20 protein-coding genes are annotated in these 17,476 nt (G+C 63.3%); 10 read left to right on the top strand and 10 right to left on the bottom strand.

Annotated elements, in window-relative coordinates; translation table 11 throughout:
- Positions 1-24: 24 nt before the first annotated feature.
- Genes V6E02_RS00700 through V6E02_RS00685 form a run of 4 tightly spaced genes read right to left on the bottom strand, consistent with a single transcriptional unit; the run spans position 25 to position 1,976 of the window.
- Entirely contained in the window at positions 25-852 is an 828-nt protein-coding gene (locus V6E02_RS00700) for a peptidylprolyl isomerase (protein ID WP_347306162.1), read from the bottom strand.
- A 22-nt stretch (positions 853-874) separates the two neighbouring features.
- Complete coding sequence (locus tag V6E02_RS00695; RefSeq protein WP_347306160.1) at positions 875-1,138, bottom strand: BolA family protein; 264 nt, start codon at positions 1,136-1,138, stop codon at positions 875-877.
- Positions 1,135-1,437, bottom strand: coding sequence for a YciI family protein (locus V6E02_RS00690; RefSeq protein WP_347306158.1), 303 nt, complete (start codon positions 1,435-1,437; stop codon positions 1,135-1,137). Before V6E02_RS00690 ends, V6E02_RS00695 begins: the two co-directional genes overlap by 4 nt.
- Positions 1,437-1,976 carry a septation protein A gene (locus V6E02_RS00685; RefSeq protein ID WP_347306156.1) on the bottom strand — a complete coding sequence of 180 codons (540 nt, stop codon included), beginning with the start codon at positions 1,974-1,976 and terminating at the stop codon, positions 1,437-1,439. The genes V6E02_RS00690 and V6E02_RS00685 overlap by 1 nt, the downstream gene beginning before the upstream one ends.
- A gap of 142 nt (positions 1,977-2,118) precedes the next feature.
- On the opposite strand from V6E02_RS00685, the gene V6E02_RS00680 reads away from it, so the two are divergent.
- From V6E02_RS00680 to V6E02_RS00645, 8 genes are all read left to right on the top strand, one after another.
- Positions 2,119-2,970 (top strand): 3',5'-nucleoside bisphosphate phosphatase, encoded by an 852-nt coding sequence (locus V6E02_RS00680; RefSeq protein WP_347306154.1) that lies wholly within the window; start codon positions 2,119-2,121, stop codon positions 2,968-2,970.
- 38 nt (positions 2,971-3,008) lie between these two features.
- The gene (locus V6E02_RS00675) at positions 3,009-3,638 is read left to right on the top strand and encodes an L-threonylcarbamoyladenylate synthase (protein WP_347306152.1); all 630 of its coding nucleotides are present in this window, start codon (positions 3,009-3,011) and stop codon (positions 3,636-3,638) included.
- Positions 3,639-3,643: 5 nt separating this feature from the next.
- Positions 3,644-4,300, top strand: a complete 657-nt coding sequence (locus V6E02_RS00670; protein WP_347307080.1) for a site-2 protease family protein — start codon at positions 3,644-3,646, stop codon at positions 4,298-4,300.
- Positions 4,301-4,459: 159 nt separating this feature from the next.
- A complete protein-coding gene (locus tag V6E02_RS00665; protein WP_347306150.1) occupies positions 4,460-5,662 on the top strand; it encodes a tryptophan--tRNA ligase in 1,203 nt (400 codons plus the stop codon).
- 198 nt (positions 5,663-5,860) lie between these two features.
- Positions 5,861-6,709 carry a segregation and condensation protein A gene (locus V6E02_RS00660; protein WP_347306148.1) on the top strand — a complete coding sequence of 283 codons (849 nt, stop codon included), beginning with the start codon at positions 5,861-5,863 and terminating at the stop codon, positions 6,707-6,709.
- The gene (gene scpB / locus V6E02_RS00655) at positions 6,678-7,439 is read left to right on the top strand and encodes an SMC-Scp complex subunit ScpB (RefSeq protein ID WP_430626749.1); all 762 of its coding nucleotides are present in this window, start codon (positions 6,678-6,680) and stop codon (positions 7,437-7,439) included. Before V6E02_RS00660 ends, scpB begins: the two co-directional genes overlap by 32 nt.
- A complete protein-coding gene (rluB, locus tag V6E02_RS00650) occupies positions 7,432-8,217 on the top strand; it encodes a 23S rRNA pseudouridine(2605) synthase RluB (RefSeq protein ID WP_347306147.1) in 786 nt (261 codons plus the stop codon). The genes scpB and rluB overlap by 8 nt, the downstream gene beginning before the upstream one ends.
- A 336-nt stretch (positions 8,218-8,553) precedes the next feature.
- Positions 8,554-9,078, top strand: a complete 525-nt coding sequence (locus V6E02_RS00645; protein WP_347306145.1) for a DUF302 domain-containing protein — start codon at positions 8,554-8,556, stop codon at positions 9,076-9,078.
- Between the two features lie 14 nt (positions 9,079-9,092).
- On the opposite strand, the gene prmB is transcribed toward V6E02_RS00645, so the two are convergent.
- The 5 genes from prmB to dapC form a co-directional block, all read right to left on the bottom strand.
- On the bottom strand, positions 9,093-9,959 hold the full coding sequence (gene prmB / locus V6E02_RS00640; RefSeq protein WP_347306143.1) for a 50S ribosomal protein L3 N(5)-glutamine methyltransferase: 867 nt from the start codon (positions 9,957-9,959) through the stop codon (positions 9,093-9,095).
- 38 nt (positions 9,960-9,997) lie between these two features.
- Positions 9,998-11,131, bottom strand: a complete 1,134-nt coding sequence (dapE, locus tag V6E02_RS00635) for a succinyl-diaminopimelate desuccinylase (protein WP_347306141.1) — start codon at positions 11,129-11,131, stop codon at positions 9,998-10,000.
- On the bottom strand, positions 11,128-11,475 hold the full coding sequence (locus V6E02_RS00630) for an ArsC family reductase (RefSeq protein WP_347306139.1): 348 nt from the start codon (positions 11,473-11,475) through the stop codon (positions 11,128-11,130). Before V6E02_RS00630 ends, dapE begins: the two co-directional genes overlap by 4 nt.
- Positions 11,476-11,534: 59 nt before the next feature.
- A complete protein-coding gene (gene dapD / locus V6E02_RS00625) occupies positions 11,535-12,356 on the bottom strand; it encodes a 2,3,4,5-tetrahydropyridine-2,6-dicarboxylate N-succinyltransferase (RefSeq protein ID WP_430626748.1) in 822 nt (273 codons plus the stop codon).
- Positions 12,357-12,606: 250 nt separating this feature from the next.
- Positions 12,607-13,797, bottom strand: coding sequence for a succinyldiaminopimelate transaminase (gene dapC / locus V6E02_RS00620; RefSeq protein ID WP_347306137.1), 1,191 nt, complete (start codon positions 13,795-13,797; stop codon positions 12,607-12,609).
- A gap of 95 nt (positions 13,798-13,892) precedes the next feature.
- Here dapC and V6E02_RS00615 point away from each other — a divergent pair, with 95 nt between their 5' ends.
- Both V6E02_RS00615 and V6E02_RS00610 read left to right on the top strand, forming a co-directional pair.
- A complete protein-coding gene (locus V6E02_RS00615) occupies positions 13,893-14,783 on the top strand; it encodes a DMT family transporter (RefSeq protein ID WP_347306135.1) in 891 nt (296 codons plus the stop codon).
- Positions 14,780-15,160 carry a VOC family protein gene (locus tag V6E02_RS00610; RefSeq protein WP_347306133.1) on the top strand — a complete coding sequence of 127 codons (381 nt, stop codon included), beginning with the start codon at positions 14,780-14,782 and terminating at the stop codon, positions 15,158-15,160. The genes V6E02_RS00615 and V6E02_RS00610 overlap by 4 nt, the downstream gene beginning before the upstream one ends.
- On the opposite strand, the gene V6E02_RS00605 is transcribed toward V6E02_RS00610, so the two are convergent.
- Positions 15,144-17,411, bottom strand: coding sequence for a TonB-dependent receptor (locus V6E02_RS00605; protein ID WP_347306131.1), 2,268 nt, complete (start codon positions 17,409-17,411; stop codon positions 15,144-15,146). The genes V6E02_RS00610 and V6E02_RS00605 overlap by 17 nt on opposite strands.
- Positions 17,412-17,476 lie beyond the last annotated feature (65 nt).

Here is a 17,476-nt window from a genome sequence, read left to right as displayed (position 1 = left end):
GCGGCGCGGTTCGTGGTAAGAGACTTACTTGCTCTCGGCCGGCGTGGCGTATTCGATTTTGGCCTTGGCGCGTAGCTCGGCAGCCATTTGCTGCAGTTGCTGCTGCTGTAGGCGCTGGATGAGCTGGGGCTTGAGCTCGTCGAGCTTGGGCGCGTCTTTCACGTCTTCCAGCTTGATTACGTGCCAGCCGAATTGGCTCTGCACCGGCGTCTTGGTGTATTCGCCTTTTTTCAGGGACACCAGTGCATCGGCAAACGGTTTCACATAGGCGGTGGGCACGTTCCAGCCCAAATCGCCGCCATTCTGGGCGGAGGAGTCCTTGGACTTCTGCTGCGCCAGCTTCTCGAATTTCGCGCCCTTGGCCAATTGGGCGATGATGGCCTCGGCTTCCTTCTTGTCCGCCACCAGGATGTGGCGCGCATGGTACTGCTTGTCGCCGATCTGTGCCTTGATCTTGTCGTACTCGGCCTTGATCATGTCATCGGTGATGGGGTGTTTCTTGATGTAGTCCTGCACATAGGCATTGAGCAAGATATTTTGGCGCGCGAGGTCCATCTGCATCTGCACGTCTGGGCGCTTGTCGATTCCTTCTTTCACCGCTGCCTGCTTTACCACTTCGCGGCTAATGAGTTCTTCCAGCAGGGCCTTGCGTACCTCGGGTGTATCGGGCGCGCCCTGGGCGGCGCGCTGCTGCATGAAGGCATCGATCACGGCCTGCTTGATGGGCGTGCCGTTGACGGTGGCGGCCACGCCATCATTGGCGCTTTTGGCGGCGGGTTGAGCATTGCAAGCGCCCAAGGCGAGCATGCTGCCGAGAAGAGCGAACAACACGCGGGAGGTGATGGTTTTCATGAAAGGTCCTCTTTGGGGTTGGTCAGAAGAATTCGTCAGGGGTGGCCGCGGTGATGCTGAGGGCGTGGATTTCGCTTCGCATCAACTCACCCAGAGTGTCATACACGAGTCGGTGGCGCGCCACGGTGGACAGGCCCGCGAAACGCTCGCAGACGATGGTGAGGCGATAATGTCCACCCGCACCGGCGCCGGCATGACCGGCATGGAGCGCGCTGTCATCGGCGATCTCCAAATGCTGCGGGGCAAGCGCAGCGAGGCGTTGCCGGATCAATTCCACCGTATTCATGCGGGAAACACCTTGCGAAAAGGTTTCACGGTGACGCGGGCGTACACGCCTGCACCAACGTAGGGATCCGCCTCAGCCCACGCGCGGGCCTCTTCGAGCGAGGCGAATTCGGCCACGATCAGACTGCCGCCAAAGCCCGCCGGTCCCGGATCGGGGCTGTCGATGGCAGGGCAGGGGCCTGCAAGGAGCAGGCGGCCTTCGTTTTGCAGCGCTTCCAGGCGCGCCAGATGCGCAGGACGCGCCGCCTGCCGGCGGGAAAGGCTGTCCGGGACGTCTTCACCCCAGATCACATAAAGCATCAGGAACGTTCTCCTTCCTCCACGTATTTCGCCAGCATCAGTGCCTGGAGCAGTACGAACACCAGCATGATGCCGAGAAAACCGAACAGCTTGAAGTTCACCCACGCCGCCTCGGAAAAACGGTAGGCCACGAACAGATTGAGCCCTCCCATCAGGGTAAAGAACCCGGCCCAGCTGAGATTGAGCCTGCGCCAGATGGAAGCCGGCAGCTTGATCTGGTGCCGCATCATGGCGGCGATCAGATTGCGCCCGAACAACAGGTCGGCGAGAAGCAGCACCACGGCGAACAGCCAGTAGAGCACGGTGGGCTTCCATTTGATGAATAGCGGATCGTGCAAAAACAAGGTGGCGCCGCCGAACACGCTGATCAAAACGAGGCTCACCCAGAGCATGGTGTCCACACGACGTCGCCGCCACCACACCCAGGCGATCTGGGCAAAGGTCGCGGCGATGGCCACGGCCGTGGCGGTGTAGATACCGTGGATCTTGTAGGCCACAAAGAACAACAGGATGGGAAACAGGTCGAAGAAAAATTTCATGGATGGCTTCGTTTTCGACACGCGGGCCTGTCGCAGGTTCGCGCGCAGGTCGATGTTCGTGGGGCGCAAGAAGTTTAGCACGGGCGCGCAAGACAGCACACGCGCATTTTTGTTATGATTTGTAGATTCCATCGTCCTCATCATGTTCTCTGTCGATCTCCACGCCCATTCCCGCATCTCCGATGGCCAACTCGCCCCCCGCGAGCTGGTACGTCATGCCGCGGCCCGGGGCGTGCGGGTGCTCGCCCTGACCGATCATGACGACGTGGCCGGGGTCGCCGAGGCGCGCGAGGAAGCGAGCTGCCAGGGCATGCATCTGGTGAGTGGCGTGGAGATTTCCGTCACCTGGCGCGGTCGTACTATCCATGTCGTGGGACTTCGCATCGACGAGACCCATCCGGTGCTTCAGGCGGGGCTGGCCCGGCTACGTGCGTCCCGTGTCGAACGTGCCCGGCGCATCGCTCAGGAGCTGGAACGCATTGGTATTTCCGGCAGTCTGGAAGGGGCGATGGCGCTGGCCAGTGAGCACATCATCAGCCGCACCCATTTCGCGCGCTTCCTCATCGAGCAAGGTCACGCTGCCGACATGCGTGGCGTGTTTCGCAAGTATCTGGTCAAGGGCAAACCAGGCTATGTGGAGCACATCTGGGCCGGACTGGACGAGGCAGTGGCGTGGATCCAGGGCGCAGGGGGTGTTGCAGTGATCGCCCATCCGGGGCGCTACGACCTGGGTCCACGGCTTATGCGCGAGCTGTTTGCCGAGTTTCTCGAATTGGGGGGGTGTGCGGTGGAGGTGGTATCCGGCAGCCATTCCCAGGACGAGATCCTCCGTTTCGCCCAGCTTGCACGCGAGTTCGGCTTTAAGGCCTCGCGCGGTTCCGACTATCATGGTCCAGGCCACGGTTACGTGGACATGGGTCGTCTCGCGGCGCTGCCCCCTGGTTGCGTCCCCGTCTGGCACGACTGGCCCGAGGTGCTTCCCGCAGCGGCCTGAGTTCCGGTCCCTTCCTGTGGGCGCGATGTCCTTCCTCCATGGCGCAGTTCTTTTCCATTCATCCGCAGAATCCCCAGCCACGGCTCATCCGCCAGGCGGCCGACATCGTGCGCGCCGGCGGCGTGATCGTCTATCCCACGGATTCCTGTTACGCCTTGGGCTGCCATCTGGGCGACAAGGATTGCGAGCGACAATTGCGCCAGATTCGCGGTCTGGACGAACATCACCATCTGACCCTGATGGTGCGCGATTTGGCGGAAATCGCCACCTATGCCAAGGTGGACAACCGCCAGTTCCGTCTCCTCAAGGCCAACACACCCGGCAGCTACACCTTTATCCTGGAGGCGACGCGCGAAGTGCCGCGTCGGCTGCAACACCCCAAACGGGCCACCATCGGCATCCGCGTGCCAGACCAGCCGGTGGCGCTCGCGCTGCTAAGCGAGCTCGGTGAACCGTTGCTCTCCACCACGCTGATCCTCCCGGGCGATGCCCTGCCGCTCAACGACCCGGAAGCAATCCGCGAGCGGCTGGAAAAGCATGTGGCCCTGATCCTGGATGCAGGTCCCTGCGGCGTGGAGCCCACCACGGTGATCGATCTCACGGGCGAGACGCCTCAGGTGTTACGTAAGGGCAAGGGCAGTCTTGCACCTTTCGGACTGGAGCACTGATGGAAGTGGAAGCGATCCTGCGGGAAATCTCGGTGTTGGCGCTGCCCGTGCTGTTTGCCATCACCTTGCATGAGGCAGCCCATGGCTACGTGGCGCGCTATTTCGGTGATCCCACCGCCTGGCAGGCGGGGCGCATCAGCTTGAATCCCCTGCGCCACATCGACCCCGTGGGGACCATCCTGGTGCCGCTGTTCATCTACTTCACCACCGCGCTAGCCGGGCAGGGTTTTCTGTTTGGCTGGGCCAAGCCCGTGCCTGTGAATTTCAGCCGCTTGCGCCACCCCAAGCGCGACATGTTGTGGGTGGCGGCCGCGGGTCCCATGGCCAATCTGGTGATGGCGGTGCTGTGGATTCTGGTGGCGAACGTCAGCAACGGGTTGCCGGCAGGCGGCGTGGGCGAGTGGTTCTATGCGATGGCGGAGAAGGGCATTCTCATCAACGTTATTCTGATGGTGCTCAACCTGTTTCCGCTCCCACCTTTGGATGGCGGACGCATTGCGGTGAGCCTGCTACCCAGTCCCTATGCTTGGCGCTTCGCCCGCATCGAGCCTTATGGCATGCTCATCCTGGTGGTGTTGCTGGTGACGGGGGTACTGGGCGCGCTACTGTGGCCACTGGTGGTATTGACCACCCGCTTGCTGCTCACCATTTTTGCTGCTTGATCGAGACGGAAAAACTAGGTGAGACGCCACGCACTCGGACCGTCATTCCCGCGTAGCGGGGAGCGCGCTATTTCATGACGATTTTGCTGGATTCCCGCTTGCCCGGGGACGAGACAAAGGCGTCACGCTTTTACGTCATCCTCGATAGGATCTGTTGCCATGTTCGCTGAACGTGTCCTTTCCGGCATGCGCCCCACCGGCAGTCTGCATCTGGGGCATTACCATGGTGTGCTGAAAAACTGGATCCGCCTGCAGAACGAATACGAATGTCTGTTCTTCGTTGCGGACTGGCATGCGCTCACCACCCATTACGACAGTCCTCATGCCATCGCGGAGCATGTTTGGAACATGGTCATCGACTGGCTTGCTGCCGGTGTGAACCCGGCCAATGCCACGCTGTTCATCCAGTCGCGTGTGCCGGAACACGCCGAACTGCATCTGCTGTTGTCCATGATGACCCCCCTGGGCTGGCTGGAACGCATTCCCACCTACAAGGATCAACAAGAGAAGCTGGTCGATCGGGATCTTGCCACCTACGGTTTCCTGGGTTACCCGCTGCTGCAGAGCGCGGACATCCTGATTTATCGAGCCAACCGCGTGCCCGTGGGCGAGGATCAGGTACCTCACATCGAATTCACGCGCGAGATCGCGCGGCGCTTCAACCATCTCTACGGCCGTGAACCCGGCTTCGAGGAGAAGGCCCGGCTCGCGGTGAAGAAGCTGGGTTCCAAGAAGGCGCGCCTGTACGATGAGCTGCGCACGCGCTACCAGCAGGAGGGCGACGCCGAGGCGCTGGAAGCGGGCAAGGCGTTGATCAACGAGGCGCAGAATCTGTCGATGGCCGACCGCGAGCGACTGTTCGGCTACCTGGAAGGCAGCGGCAAGATGATCCTGCCCGAGCCCGAAGCCCTGCTCACTGCGGCCTCGCGCATGCCCGGGCTGGATGGCCAGAAGATGTCCAAGTCCTACCACAACACCATCGGCCTGCGTGAGGCGGCCGACAGCGTGGTAAAAAAGATCCGCACCATGCCCACCGATCCGGCGCGGGTGCGGCGCACCGATCCCGGCAACCCCGACAAATGCCCGGTCTGGCAGTTCCATCTCGTCTATTCCGACGACGCTACGCGCCAGTGGGTGCGCGAGGGTTGCACCACTGCCGGCATCGGTTGTCTCGAATGCAAGCAGCCCGTGATCGATGCCGTGCTCGAAGAGCAAAAGCCCATGCACGAGCGCGCGCGCCCCTACGAGGAAGATCCCACCCTGGTGCGCAACCTGGTGGCCGATGGTTGCGAGAAGGCGCGCGAACTGGCGCAGGAGACCTTGCGCGACGTGCGCGAGGCCATGGGGCTGTCCTACGGCTAGCCGTTTGTCAGCCTTGCAGCATGACCCCTTGCCGTGGGGCCTCGTCATAGCCACTGCTGCTTGGATGCCGGCCCGCTTTGCGCGGCTGGCATGGCGGAAGAGTCTGTGGCAGCGGCTTTAGCCGCGGCGGCCAGCGTTTGCCGTCCCGCTTGAAGTGGCATGGGCGGCTTAGGCGCGATCCGGTAAAATCGCCGGATCATGACCGAAGCCATCGCTGCGCCAGCGTCTGCGCCCGTCGAAGCCCGCGCCCGCGTCTATGGCGAGCCGCTGGTGGCGCTGCCGCCCGATCTCTACATTCCGCCAGATGCCTTGGAGGTGATCCTCGAAGCCTTCGAGGGGCCGTTGGATCTGCTCCTCTATCTGATCCGCAAGCACAATTTGGACATCCTGGACATTCCCATGGCCGAGTTGTGCCGCCAGTACATGGAGTATGTGGATCGCATCCGCGCCAAGCAGCTGGAGCTGGCGGCGGAGTATCTGGTCATGGCGGCGATGCTCACCGAGATCAAGTCGCGCATGTTGCTGCCGCGGCCGCCGCGCGAGGAAGGCGAGGCGCCAGCCGAAGACCCGCGGGCGGAGCTGGTTCGCCGCCTACTGGAATACGAGCAGATCAAATACGCCGCGCGCCAGCTGGACGAGCTACCGCAGGTGGGCCGCGATCTGCATCTAGTCCACGTGTATCTGGAAAAGGTGGCGGTGGCGCGCCTGCCCCAGGTGAGCGTGGCCGATCTTGCAGCCGCATGGGAGGCCATCGTCGCCCGCGCCCGGCGCAACATGCATCACCACGTCACGCGCGAGGAACTCTCGGTGCGGGAGCACATGAGCCGGGTGCTGCGGGTGCTGTCCGTGGAGGGCTACAAGGCCTTTAGCGAGCTGTTCGATCCTGCCGCCGGCGTGCCCGAACTGGTCGTTACCTTCCTCGCCATTCTGGAACTCGCCAAGCAGCGCATGATTGAGATCACGCAGGCCGAGGTGTATGCCCCCATTTACGTCAAATTGGCCGAAGCCGATCCGGATGAACGAGAACCAGAATCTGAATCTGAATGAGGTGAAACGGGTGCTGGAAGTCGCCCTGCTTACCAGCCAGGAGCCACTCTCTTTGCACCAGTTGGCCAAACTATTCGACGCAGAGATTGATCACGACAACCTGCGCAAGGTGCTCTACGAGATTCGCGCCGACTGGGCGGACAAGGGCGTGGAATTGGTACAGGTTGCAAGCGGCTGGCGTTTCCAAACGAAGCCCGAATACCAGGTCTATCTCGACCGCCTCAATCCCGAGAAACCACCCAAGTATTCGCGAGCGGTGCTGGAGACCCTGGCCATCATCGCCTACCGTCAGCCGGTCACGCGTGGTGACATCGAGGCCATCCGCGGCGTGGCCGTTTCCACCCACATCCTCAAAATGCTGGAAGCACGGGGCTGGATCGACCAGGTGGGACATCGCGACGTGCCGGGACGGCCGGCGCTGTATGCCACCACCAAGCAGTTCCTGGACGACCTCAACCTGCGCTCGCTGCAGGAGCTGCCCTCGTTGGACCAGTTCGTGATCAACGAGCAGTTGCTCATGCCAGAGCTCGCAGGGGGCGTTGCCGACGAAACGCAACCGCCTCAACGAGAGGAGCCGGCCTCCACCACGGCGGCCGCGGATGGCGAGCCACTGATGCGCGAGAGCGTCGAAGGGGAGGTGGGCTTGCCGCAACGCGAGGGGGAGACCATCGAAGCGGTCATCGAGGATTTAGGCGTGCGCGACGTGCAGGCGGCGGGCAACGATGTCTGAACGCCTGCAGAAGGTGCTCGCCGCGGCGGGCCTGGGTTCGCGGCGGGAAATGGAAGCCTGGATTCGCGCCGGTCGCGTGCAGGTCAACGGCAAGCCGGCGGTCATCGGTCAAAGTGTGGGTCCAGGCGACCACATCTTCGTGGATGGCAAGCCGGTGCGCTTGCATCTAGCGGCCAAGCGCATGCCGCGCGTGCTGCTGTACAACAAGCCGGAGGGCGAGATCGTCAGCCGCTCCGATCCCCAGGGCCGCCCCAGCGTTTTCCGCCACTTGCCACCTTTGCGCACGGCCAAGTGGCTGGCCGTGGGGCGGCTGGATCTCAACAGCAGCGGGCTCCTATTGTTTACCACCTCCGGGGAGCTCGCCAACCGGCTGATGCATCCGCGCTACGAGGTGGAACGGGAATACGCCGTGCGCGTGATGGGCAGGCTCACGCCCGAGCAGACCCAGCAGTTGCGGGAAGGCGTGGACATCGATGGCACGCCGGCTCGTTTCGAAAGCATCGAAGACGGTGGCGGCGAAGGGGCCAACCACTGGTACCACGTGGTGATCCGGGAAGGACGCAACCGGGAGGTGCGCCGCATGTTCGAGGCCGTTGGCCTCATGGTTTCCCGTCTGATCCGTGTGCGCTATGGCAGCCTGCGCCTGCCGCCTCGCCTCAAGCGCGGCAAATTCCTGGAGCTTTCGCGCGACGAGGTGGCGGCCCTGCTCCAGGAAGTGGGCCTGGGAGCCACATCACGGCCCGCACGACCGCGTCCACGGCTACCGGAAAGCAGGTAAGTCTGCGGCGGCGCCTTGGCGTCATCTTCGCGCAACCGGGAATCGATGCGAAGGGCCACAACGCTGATTCGCCGACTGGCACATTGACCGTCGTGCCGGTCGAGCGAAGCAAGCCGGAAGCTAGCAACGCCGGTGGCTGATGCCGCGTAAGCCGGGATTGCCGCTTGCGCGGAGATGACGAGACGCCCAGCGAGTGGACCGCCTGTGGTGAAGCGATGCTGATTGCGGCTCAAGCCCGTCCCACAGGGGCTTTGCGTCTGAGGCCGAAATATGCGCTATGCTGGCGCAAGGGCGCAACGTGTGCCCCGTTTCTGTCGTGGGTCTTGTGGAGGTCTCATGCGTGTATTGTCTGTCCTGATCGTTCTCACTGGTTTGTTGGTATTTTCAGGGGCACATGCCGCCCAGGGCACCCGCAAGGCGCAAACCGGCGCGCCGCGTTTGATGTCGATCGCGGAAACGGTGATCAAGATGCCGCTGGCCAAGGGCGTCTCGCTGGAGGATGCGGAACAATCCCTCAAGCTACGTGCCAACGCGCTCAACATGAAGCTGGTGGCCGAGCTGCCCCTGTCCAAGCAGGTGGAAGCGATCACCGGCAAGCCTTCCCGCCAGGCCACCATCTTCCAGTTTTGCGATGCCATGACCGCGCGCCAGATGCTGGACTACAGTCTCGACTTCGCGGCCTATTTGCCCTGCCGCATTGCCCTGGTGGAAGATGAGAAGGGGCAGGGCTGGCTGGTGATGATGGATCTCAACATGCTCATCAATGCCGCCAACCTCAAGCCGGAACTCAAGGCCAAGGCCATCGAGGTGCGCGACATGCTGGAGAGCATCATGCGCGCCGGCGCAAATGGAGAGCTGTGATCGGGCTTTGCGGCTCAGTGCCCCCGCAACTGCTCGCGAGTGAGCAGAAAGACGTATTCGTCGCTGCCGCCAGCCTCGAGCCAAGTGAAGGGCAGATGGGGGAAAGCCTGCTCCAGCCGTTCCCGGTTGTGACCCACTTCCACGATCAAGAGGCCGCCCGGGTTGAGGTGCTGGAAAGCCTGGTCCAGGATGACGCGCACATGGTCGAGGCCGTCTTCACCGCTGGCCAGGGCCAGCCGTGGCTCCGCGCGGTATTCCGCCGGCAGCGTCTGCATCGCGGCGGCGTCCACATAGGGCGGATTGGTGACGATGATGTCGTAGCGCCTTCCCTTCAGGCGCTTGAATAAATCTGAGCGGATCAACGTGACGCGTGCCTGCAGATGGTAATCGGCGACGTTACGTTCCGCGACTTCCAGCGCCTCTGCTGACACGTCCGCCGCATCCACATGGGCCTGGGGAAAGGCCTCCGCGAGCAGGATGGCCAGGCAGCCAGAGCCGGTACAGAGATCCAGCGCCGATTCCACTGACGCCGGATCGTCCACCCAGGGTGCGAGCCCTTCCTGCAAGAGCTCGGCGATGAAGGAGCGGGGGACGATAACTCGCTCGTCCACGTAGAAGCGGTAGGAGCCCAGCCAGGCTTCGTGGGTAAGATAGGCCGCCGGCTTGCGGCTGGTCATACGCAGCTCGACGATGCGTAACACGGCGTCCACTTCGGTGGGCAGCAGGCGCGCATCCAGATAGGGCTCCAGCTGGTCTAGCGGCAGGTGCAGGGTATGCAGGATGAGATAGGCGGCTTCATCGTGGGCGTTGTTGGTGCCATGGCCAAAGAACAGACCGGCTTCGTTGAAGCGGCTCACCGCGAAACGCAACAGATCACGCACGGTTGAAAGCTGCTTGCGTGCCTGGGCGAACAAGGGATTCAACGACACAGCAGGCGCTCCAGGATCCCCGTGTAGATGGCGCTCAAGGTTTCGATGTCGGCCAGTGGCACACACTCATTGACCTTGTGGATGGTGGCATTGGGCGGGCCCACCTCGACCACCTGGGGACAGATGCGAGCGATGAAGCGGCCATCGGACGTGCCACCGGTGGTGGAAAGCTCCGGTTCCAGACCCGTTACCGCGCGGATGGCCTCCGCCACCGCCGCCACCAGCTCTCCTCGCGGGGTGAGGAAAGGCTGCCCCGAACATTCCCACGTGAGTTCGTATTCCAGGCTGTGCCGATCGAGAATGGCGTGTACCTGTTGTTTGAGGCTATCCACCGTGCTGGCGGTAGAAAAGCGAAAGTTGAACAGGATTTCCACGCTCGCCGGAATCACGTTGGTGGCGCCGGTGCCCCCATGGATGTTGGAAATCTGAAAGGTGGTGGGCGGGAAATAGTCGTTGCCGTGATCCCACTGCGTGGCAGCGAGCTCAGCGATGGCGGGCGCCACCAGATGGATCGGATTCTTCGCGAGTTGGGGATAGGCCACATGGCCCTGGATGCCTTTGACCACCAACCGACCGGAGAGCGAGCCGCGGCGACCGTTTTTGATCATGTCACCAGTGCGCGCCACCGCCGTGGGTTCGCCCACCACGCAATAATCCAGCGTCTCGCCCCGTGCGGCAAGCATGTCCACGACCTTGACCGTACCATCTACCGCCGCGCCTTCCTCGTCCGAAGTGATGAGGAGCGCGATGGAGCCCGCTGAATCCGGGTGCGCCTCGAGAAAGCGCTCGATAGCAGTGATGAAGGCTGCCAGCGAGGTTTTCATGTCTGCCGCGCCACGGCCATAGAGGTGAGCTTCGTGCACGGTAGGCGTGAAGGGATCGCTGCGCCATGCCTCGCGCGGACCCGGCGGCACCACGTCGGTATGCCCAGCGAAGCACACCACGGGATGGGTCGTGCCGCGCCGCGCCCAGAGATTGTCCACCTGGCCGAAACGCAAGCGCTCGATGCGAAAACCCAGTGGTGCGAGGCGCGCGGCAAGCAGATCCTGGCAGCCCGCATCGTCTGGCGTGACCGAAGGGCGGCGGATCAGTTCCTCCGCCAGCGCTTGCGTGGGAGAGGTCATTTGCCAAACACCTGAGCGTAGGTATCGGGGTCGAAGCCGAGGACCAGCTTGCCATCGTATTCGAAGGCCGGCCGGCGAATGGCGCTGGGTTTTTCCTGGAGGAAGGCGAGGGCGGAATCCTTGTCCCGCACCTTGGCCTTCTCCGCTTCCGGGAGTTTGCGCCAGGTGATGCCGTTTCGGTTCACCACCTGCTCCCAGCCCACGGCGTCCATCCAGCGCGCAAGCAGCGCTGGATCCACACCGTTTTTCTTCCAGTCGTGAAACTCGTAAGAGATGCCGTGTGCCTCCAGCCAGGCGCGTGCCTTTTTCACAGTGTCGCAATTGCTGATGCCATAGAGTTTCATGCTCGCACGTCCCTCAACACGCAAGTCGGCCTAGCCACGCTTCTTTCGCAAAGCCAGGCTCATACGCCGCGCAGCAGCTCGTTGATGCCCACCTTGCTGCGGGTTTTCTCGTCCACCTTCTTCACGATCACCGCGCAGTAGAGACTGTATTTACCGTCCTTGGCGGGCAGGCTACCGGATACCACCACCGAACCGGCGGGAACACGCCCATAGTGGATCTCGCCGGTCTCGCGGTCGTAGATCTTGGTGCTCTGGCCGATATAGACGCCCATGGAGATGACGCAATTGTCTTCTACCACCACGCCCTCGACGATTTCCGATCGCGCGCCGATGAAGCAGTTATCGCCGATGATGGTGGGGTTGGCTTGCACTGGTTCCAGCACGCCGCCGATCCCGACCCCGCCCGATAAATGCACGTTCTTGCCGATCTGGGCGCAGGAGCCGACCGTGGCCCAGGTATCGACCATGGTCCCTTCATCCACATAGGCACCGATGTTCACGTAGGACGGCATGAGCACCACGTTCTTGGCGATGTAGGCACCGCGCCGTGCCGCCGCGGGTGGCACCACGCGGAAGCCGCCTTCGCGGAAGTCCTTGGAGTTGTAATCGGCAAATTTGGAGGGCACCTTGTCGAAGTAATTGGTGAAGCCGCCTTTGATGAAGAAGTTGTCTTGCATGCGGAAGGACAGCAGCACCGCTTTCTTGATCCACTGATGAGTGACCCACTGGCCGTCGATTTTCTCTGCGACACGCAGCGTGCCCCGGTCGAGATGGTCGATCACCGTGTCTACCGCTTCCTTGGTCTTGGCGTCCACGGTACGCGGCGTGATGTCGGCACGGCGCTCGAATGCTTCGTTGATGATGGCTTGCAGTTCATGCATGATGAGTCGTCCTTATCGTCGAGAATTACGTAAATGCGTGACACTTTGCCTCGTTCCCGCGCGAGCAGAAAATCCTGGCAAAGGCGCTACCATGGTGATCCCCTAGATGCCGTTCCGATCGTCATTCCCGCCGGGTGCGCCAGGCGCCGCAATCCAGTGGGCGGCGCTGGCTGTCAAGCATGGGCCTGAATTGCCGCTGGCTAAGCCGTGCAGTTCATGGCGCACGCGCCGGTCTAATGGATAATCTGGTTCAAAGCGCCTTCACGAAGGCCCTGATCCGTTCGGCTGCTTCGCGGCATTCGGTCTCGGAGGCCACTAACGCGATGCGCACGAAGCCTGCACCGGGGTTTGCGCCGTGGGCTTCGCGCGCAAGAAAGGTGCCGGGTAAAACCGTGACATTATAGTCGCGGTACAGACCCTGGGCGAAGACCGTGTCCGCAATCGGGGTGCGCACCCAGTAGTAAAAGGCGGCGTCGGGCATGGTGAGCGATAGCACATCGCCAACGATGGCACGGAAATCCTCGAACTTGGCGCGGTAGAGGCGGCGGTTTTCCGCGACGTGTGCCTCATCGCGCCAGGCGACGGCGCTGGCATGCTGGATGGTGGGACTCATCGCGCAGCCGTGATAGGTTCGGTAGAGGAGAAATTTCTCCAGTAGCTCGGCATCGCCGGCGACGAAGCCGGATCGCATGCCGGGCACGTTGGAACGCTTGGACAGACTGCCAAATACCACCAGGTTGACGAAGTCGCGGCGTCCCAGCCGATGCGCCGCTTCGAGCGCCCCCAAGGGCGGATTGGCCTCGTCGAAATAGATTTCGGAATAGCACTCGTCGGCCGCGATCACGAAGTCATGACGGTCGGACAGCTCGAACAGCACTCGCCAGTCGTCGAGATGCATCACTTTGCCGGTGGGATTGCCGGGGGAGCAGACGTACACCAGCTGGGTGCGCGCCAGCACCTGGGGCGGCACCTGGGAGAGATCCATGCGAAAGCCATGCTCCGCCGTCGTGTTGACGTAGTATGGTTCCGCGCCCGCGAGCAGCGCGGCGCCTTCGTAGATCTGATAGAAGGGGTTGGGCGAGATGACCACCGGCTGGCGCGTGCGGTCCACGATCACTTGCGCAAAGGCGAACAGCGCCTCGCGGCTGCCCAGCACGGGCAGCACTTGGGTCTGGGGGTTGATGTGGGGCAGGGCGTAGCGCTTTTCCAGCCAGTGGGCGATGGCCAATCGCAACTCGTCCATGCCGTGGGTGGCGGGATAGCCAGACAGCCCATCCAGGTGATCCACCAGCGCCTGGCGGATGAAGGCCGGGGTCGGATGTTTCGGCTCGCCGATGGAGAGATTGATCGGGGTACAATCCGCCGGCGGTGTGAGACCATGTAGCAACGCACGTAGGCGTTGGAAGGGATAGGGCTTGAGCTTGGCGAGATCGGGATTCAAGAAACGCTCCTAGGGAACGCTCACGAGGAGCCTGCCGGGGACGGGCTGGCAGGCGATACGCAGGAAAAGCCCGCATTATAAGACGCGATCACACCGTGACCAAATCTAACTCGCTCGCCATCGGCGGCCTGCTTGCCGGCGCTACCACCTGGGGCCTGGTTTGGTATCCCTTGCGTCTGCTGGAGCAGGCAGGTCTGCCTGGACCCTCCGCCATCCTCGCGATCTTCCTCGTCGCCTTGCTGCTCGGGCTACCCTTGACCTGGCGGGCGGTGCACGAATTCCGCTTTGGCACGGGGCTTGTGCTGGGCATCGGACTCGCTGCCGGCTGGGCCAATCTGGCCTACGTGCTGGGCGTGATCCACGGCGAGGTGGTGCGCGTGCTGCTGCTGTTCTACCTGGCGCCTCTTTGGACCGTATTGCTTTCCCGGCTGTTGCTAAAGGAACGTCTGGTGCTGGCAGGCTACGGCGTCATCGCCCTGTCATTGGCGGGTGCGCTCATCATGCTCTGGCGGCCGGAGGTGGGCCTGCCCTGGCCGAAGAATGGCGCGGAATGGCTGGGGCTTTCCGCCGGCTTTGCCTTCGCCTGCTCCAACGTCCTGAGCCGCAAGGCGCAGGCCCTGTCGGTGGCGGCCAAGTCACTCTCGGTGTGGGGCGGTGTCGTCGCGGTGGCGTTCGTCGTGGTCTGGGTGGATGTGCCAAGCTTTGGCCGTGGCGCGGCCCCGGTGTTGGAGCACGGCGCGCTGGTGGCGGGCTTGGGACTGGTCATGTGTGGCGTGACCGCGGTGATGCAATATGGCCTCACCCATACCCCTGCCAATCGGGCGATCGTGATCCTGCTATTCGAGCTGGTGGTGGCGGCGGTCGCCGCCTGGTTCCTGGTGGACGAGAAGCTGGCGCCGCGGGACTGGCTCGGCGGTGCGATGATCGTCGCTGCCAGCCTGTTGTCTGGCCATATGGAGCCAAACGCCAGAGCCAAACAGCGATGAAACTGCAAGGCATCCTCCATGTCTCCCTGCTGGTGGCGGACCTCGCCCGCGCCCGTGGCTTCTATGAAAGCGTCTTGGGGCTCGCGCCCGACCCGCGTCGCCCCGATCTCGGCTACCCCGGCGCGTGGTACGACATCGGCGCGCAGCAGATTCATCTGCTCGCGTTGCCCAATCCGGATCCGGTCGAGGGGCGGCCGGCCCACGGCGGGCGGGACCGGCATGTGGCGCTGGCGGTGGATGACCTTGCGGCGCTTCGGGCGGCCCTCGACGCGGCCGGCATCGCCTACACCCTGAGCAGGTCGGGGCGGGCGGCGCTGTTCTGCCGCGACCCGGACGGCAACGCGCTGGAGTTCATCGAAGTCAAAAATCCAGCGTGACGGCGGCGTAGAAATTGCGCCCCATGCCGGGCAGGGGCGTGCCCCACTTGGGTTGGGTGCTCGGATTGATGGCCATGGTGGTGCCCTGGCCCACATAGGCACCGCCGGTGGGCAGGAAGTAGAACCGGTCGAACAGGTTCTCCACGCCGAAGTCGAGCCGTGCCTGCTTGAAGGCGTAGGACGCACGCAGGTTGACGAGTCCATAGCCCGGCGTCTTAAGCTCGTTGCGCACGTCGGAGACGGCATCCTTGCGTCGTACTGCCACGACTTCGACGCCATTGTCCCAGCGGCCGAGCTTCTGGGTCAGGGCGAGTCTGGCGTTGAGCGGCATGATGTTGTACAGGTCGTCGCCGGTGTCCAGGTTCTTGCCGTTGGTGTAGGCCAGCAGCCCTTTCAGGCCCCAGTCGCCCAGGGCGTTGTGCGCGAGCGGCAGCTTGCCCGAGAGATCGATGCCATACAACCGCGCCGTCTGGTTCACGTACTTGAGGGTCACGAACTGCTGGGTGGTGAGCGTCGTCGCGGGGGCGTTGGCCGCCGCGTTCCACTGAATGGCGTCGATGTAATCGGTCACGCGCGTGTAGTAGGGCGTGGCCTTGAATTCCCAGGCGCGGTCGCCGGCATGCCAGTCGAAGGTGGCGGAGAGGGTGTGCGCCTTCTCGGCCTTGAGATCCGGATTGCCGATGTAGCCGTTGCCATCCCCCAGGAAATTGTTCATCACCGCCGCCATGGACCAGGTGGACCAGGGGTAGAGCTCGTACAGGCTGGGGGCGCGGGTCTTGCGCGCGAAGCCGAACTCGATGTCCTGGGTAGCGCTTGGCGTGTAGCGGGCGAGCAGGGAAACATCCCAGTCGTTGAACGTGCGTGCGTGGTCGCGGGCGTTGAACAGGTCGGCATCACGAAGTTGATTCCCCATGACAGCACGGGCGTATCCCACCACCGGACCGGTGTCGGTCTTCACCTGCTCATAGCGCAAGCCGGCGAGGGTCTTCCACTGCCCATCCCACTGGCGTTCCCATTCACCGAACATACCCACGCGGTCGCGCTTGCCGTCGTTGATGTTCCAGAAGCTGCCGGGCCACATGCCGGCGCCGGAAGGCGGCCACCAGTCGTCCAACCGATAGCGCTGGAATTCGCCCCCCACCCGCAGAAGATCGCGCGCGGTCAGGGCGAGCTCCGCCTTGACGCGGCCGCCGGTGGTGCGGCTTTCCGTGTACATGGGCATGCCCCAGGCACAATTATTACCCATCTGGCCGCACGCCGTGCCGACGGGCGCGCCGGGGCCACCGGATAAGAAGCCGTAGTAAAACCGCTTATCTGCGCCAAAGTCCATGGCGTGGTTCACCGTCTGCCGGTAGAGGCGCGCCTCCAGCTCGCCCCAGTGGAAGCGGCCCACGTAGCGCAGACTCATGCGGTGCTCGGTGTTGTCCAGCATGTCCATGCGCTGGTTGGGATAGAGCTGGTAGGGCACGTCCTGGAAGGCGAACTTCGCCTCCAGCAGGTGCTCGCCACTCTTCCAGCCCAGGCCCAGCTGGTGGTTGACCGCCTTGTAGGCCGTGGAGCCCACCTCGTCCCGGGGCAGGGTGTGGCCGGCGCGGCCGCTGAAGTCGTAGGTCTTGAAATCGCTGCCGGCGGTGTAGTTGTCGGCCTGGCTCGCTGCGCCCGTGTAGGCCAGTGACAGGCTGTCATTGGCCAGCACCGCCGAGGCGTTCACCCCGCGGACATTGGCGTTGGAGCCGTAGCTCGCGCCCAGGCGGCCCTTGAGGAGGCGCTCACCGGGCTTGGCGAATGCCGGGCCGCGTGTTTCCACCTGCACCACCGCGCCCAGGGCATCGCCACCGGCGGAAACCGGGGCGATGCCCGAATAGACGCGGATCTCCTCGATCTGCGCCGGATCCACGTAGGATAGCGGTGCGTTCATGTGGTTGGGACAGCTGGCGATGAGATCGGCGCCGTCCACCGTCAGCCGCAGGCGGTCGTCGGCCAGCCCGTGGATGGCGGGGAGACTGGAGATGCCGCCAGCCGGGTTCACGCTCACGCCCGGAATTTCCGTGAGGAGCCGGGCGCTGTCGCGCACCGTACTCGCACGCAGGGTATCTCCGTTCAGCACCGTGCCTTCGAAGTCCGTCAGCGCCGGCGCGGTGACCGTCACCGGCGGCAGCGGGGTGATCTCCTCTGCCATTACGTTCCAGGGAAGGGCGGCGAGAGCGAGGGCGAGCGCCGTGCGGCGCGGGTGCGGTGGGAGTGTGTACATGGCAAGCGTCCTGTCGGAAAAATCAACAGGCGCGAGTGTAGGCAGGGCAGGCAGCTTGCGGAATG

It is taken from the genome of Thiobacter sp. AK1 (assembly GCF_039822265.1).
Lineage (GTDB): Bacteria > Pseudomonadota > Gammaproteobacteria > Burkholderiales > Thiobacteraceae > Thiobacter > Thiobacter aerophilum.
Note: the sequence above shows the minus strand (reverse complement) of the source record. Positions and strands in the feature narration are given on the sequence as shown.

What these genes read in the sequence shown, in the direction of transcription:
- V6E02_RS00665 (WP_347306150.1), top strand. Translation starts at nt 4,460, where the DNA reads ATGTTCGCTGAACGTGTCCTTTCCGGCATGCGCCCCACCGGCAGTCTG.
- V6E02_RS00630 (WP_347306139.1), bottom strand. Translation starts at nt 11,475, where the DNA reads ATGAAACTCTATGGCATCAGCAATTGCGACACTGTGAAAAAGGCACGC.
- V6E02_RS00675 (WP_347306152.1), top strand. Translation starts at nt 3,009, where the DNA reads ATGGCGCAGTTCTTTTCCATTCATCCGCAGAATCCCCAGCCACGGCTC.
- V6E02_RS00605 (WP_347306131.1), bottom strand. Translation starts at nt 17,411, where the DNA reads ATGTACACACTCCCACCGCACCCGCGCCGCACGGCGCTCGCCCTCGCT.
- V6E02_RS00685 (WP_347306156.1), bottom strand. Translation starts at nt 1,976, where the DNA reads ATGAAATTTTTCTTCGACCTGTTTCCCATCCTGTTGTTCTTTGTGGCC.
- V6E02_RS00695 (WP_347306160.1), bottom strand. Translation starts at nt 1,138, where the DNA reads ATGAATACGGTGGAATTGATCCGGCAACGCCTCGCTGCGCTTGCCCCG.
- V6E02_RS00690 (WP_347306158.1), bottom strand. Translation starts at nt 1,437, where the DNA reads ATGCTTTATGTGATCTGGGGTGAAGACGTCCCGGACAGCCTTTCCCGC.
- V6E02_RS00645 (WP_347306145.1), top strand. Translation starts at nt 8,554, where the DNA reads ATGCGTGTATTGTCTGTCCTGATCGTTCTCACTGGTTTGTTGGTATTT.
- V6E02_RS00680 (WP_347306154.1), top strand. Translation starts at nt 2,119, where the DNA reads ATGTTCTCTGTCGATCTCCACGCCCATTCCCGCATCTCCGATGGCCAA.
- V6E02_RS00660 (WP_347306148.1), top strand. Translation starts at nt 5,861, where the DNA reads ATGACCGAAGCCATCGCTGCGCCAGCGTCTGCGCCCGTCGAAGCCCGC.
- V6E02_RS00700 (WP_347306162.1), bottom strand. Translation starts at nt 852, where the DNA reads ATGAAAACCATCACCTCCCGCGTGTTGTTCGCTCTTCTCGGCAGCATG.
- scpB (WP_430626749.1), top strand. Translation starts at nt 6,678, where the DNA reads ATGAACGAGAACCAGAATCTGAATCTGAATGAGGTGAAACGGGTGCTG.
- dapE (WP_347306141.1), bottom strand. Translation starts at nt 11,131, where the DNA reads ATGACCTCTCCCACGCAAGCGCTGGCGGAGGAACTGATCCGCCGCCCT.
- rluB (WP_347306147.1), top strand. Translation starts at nt 7,432, where the DNA reads ATGTCTGAACGCCTGCAGAAGGTGCTCGCCGCGGCGGGCCTGGGTTCG.
- dapD (WP_430626748.1), bottom strand. Translation starts at nt 12,356, where the DNA reads ATGCATGAACTGCAAGCCATCATCAACGAAGCATTCGAGCGCCGTGCC.
- V6E02_RS00610 (WP_347306133.1), top strand. Translation starts at nt 14,780, where the DNA reads ATGAAACTGCAAGGCATCCTCCATGTCTCCCTGCTGGTGGCGGACCTC.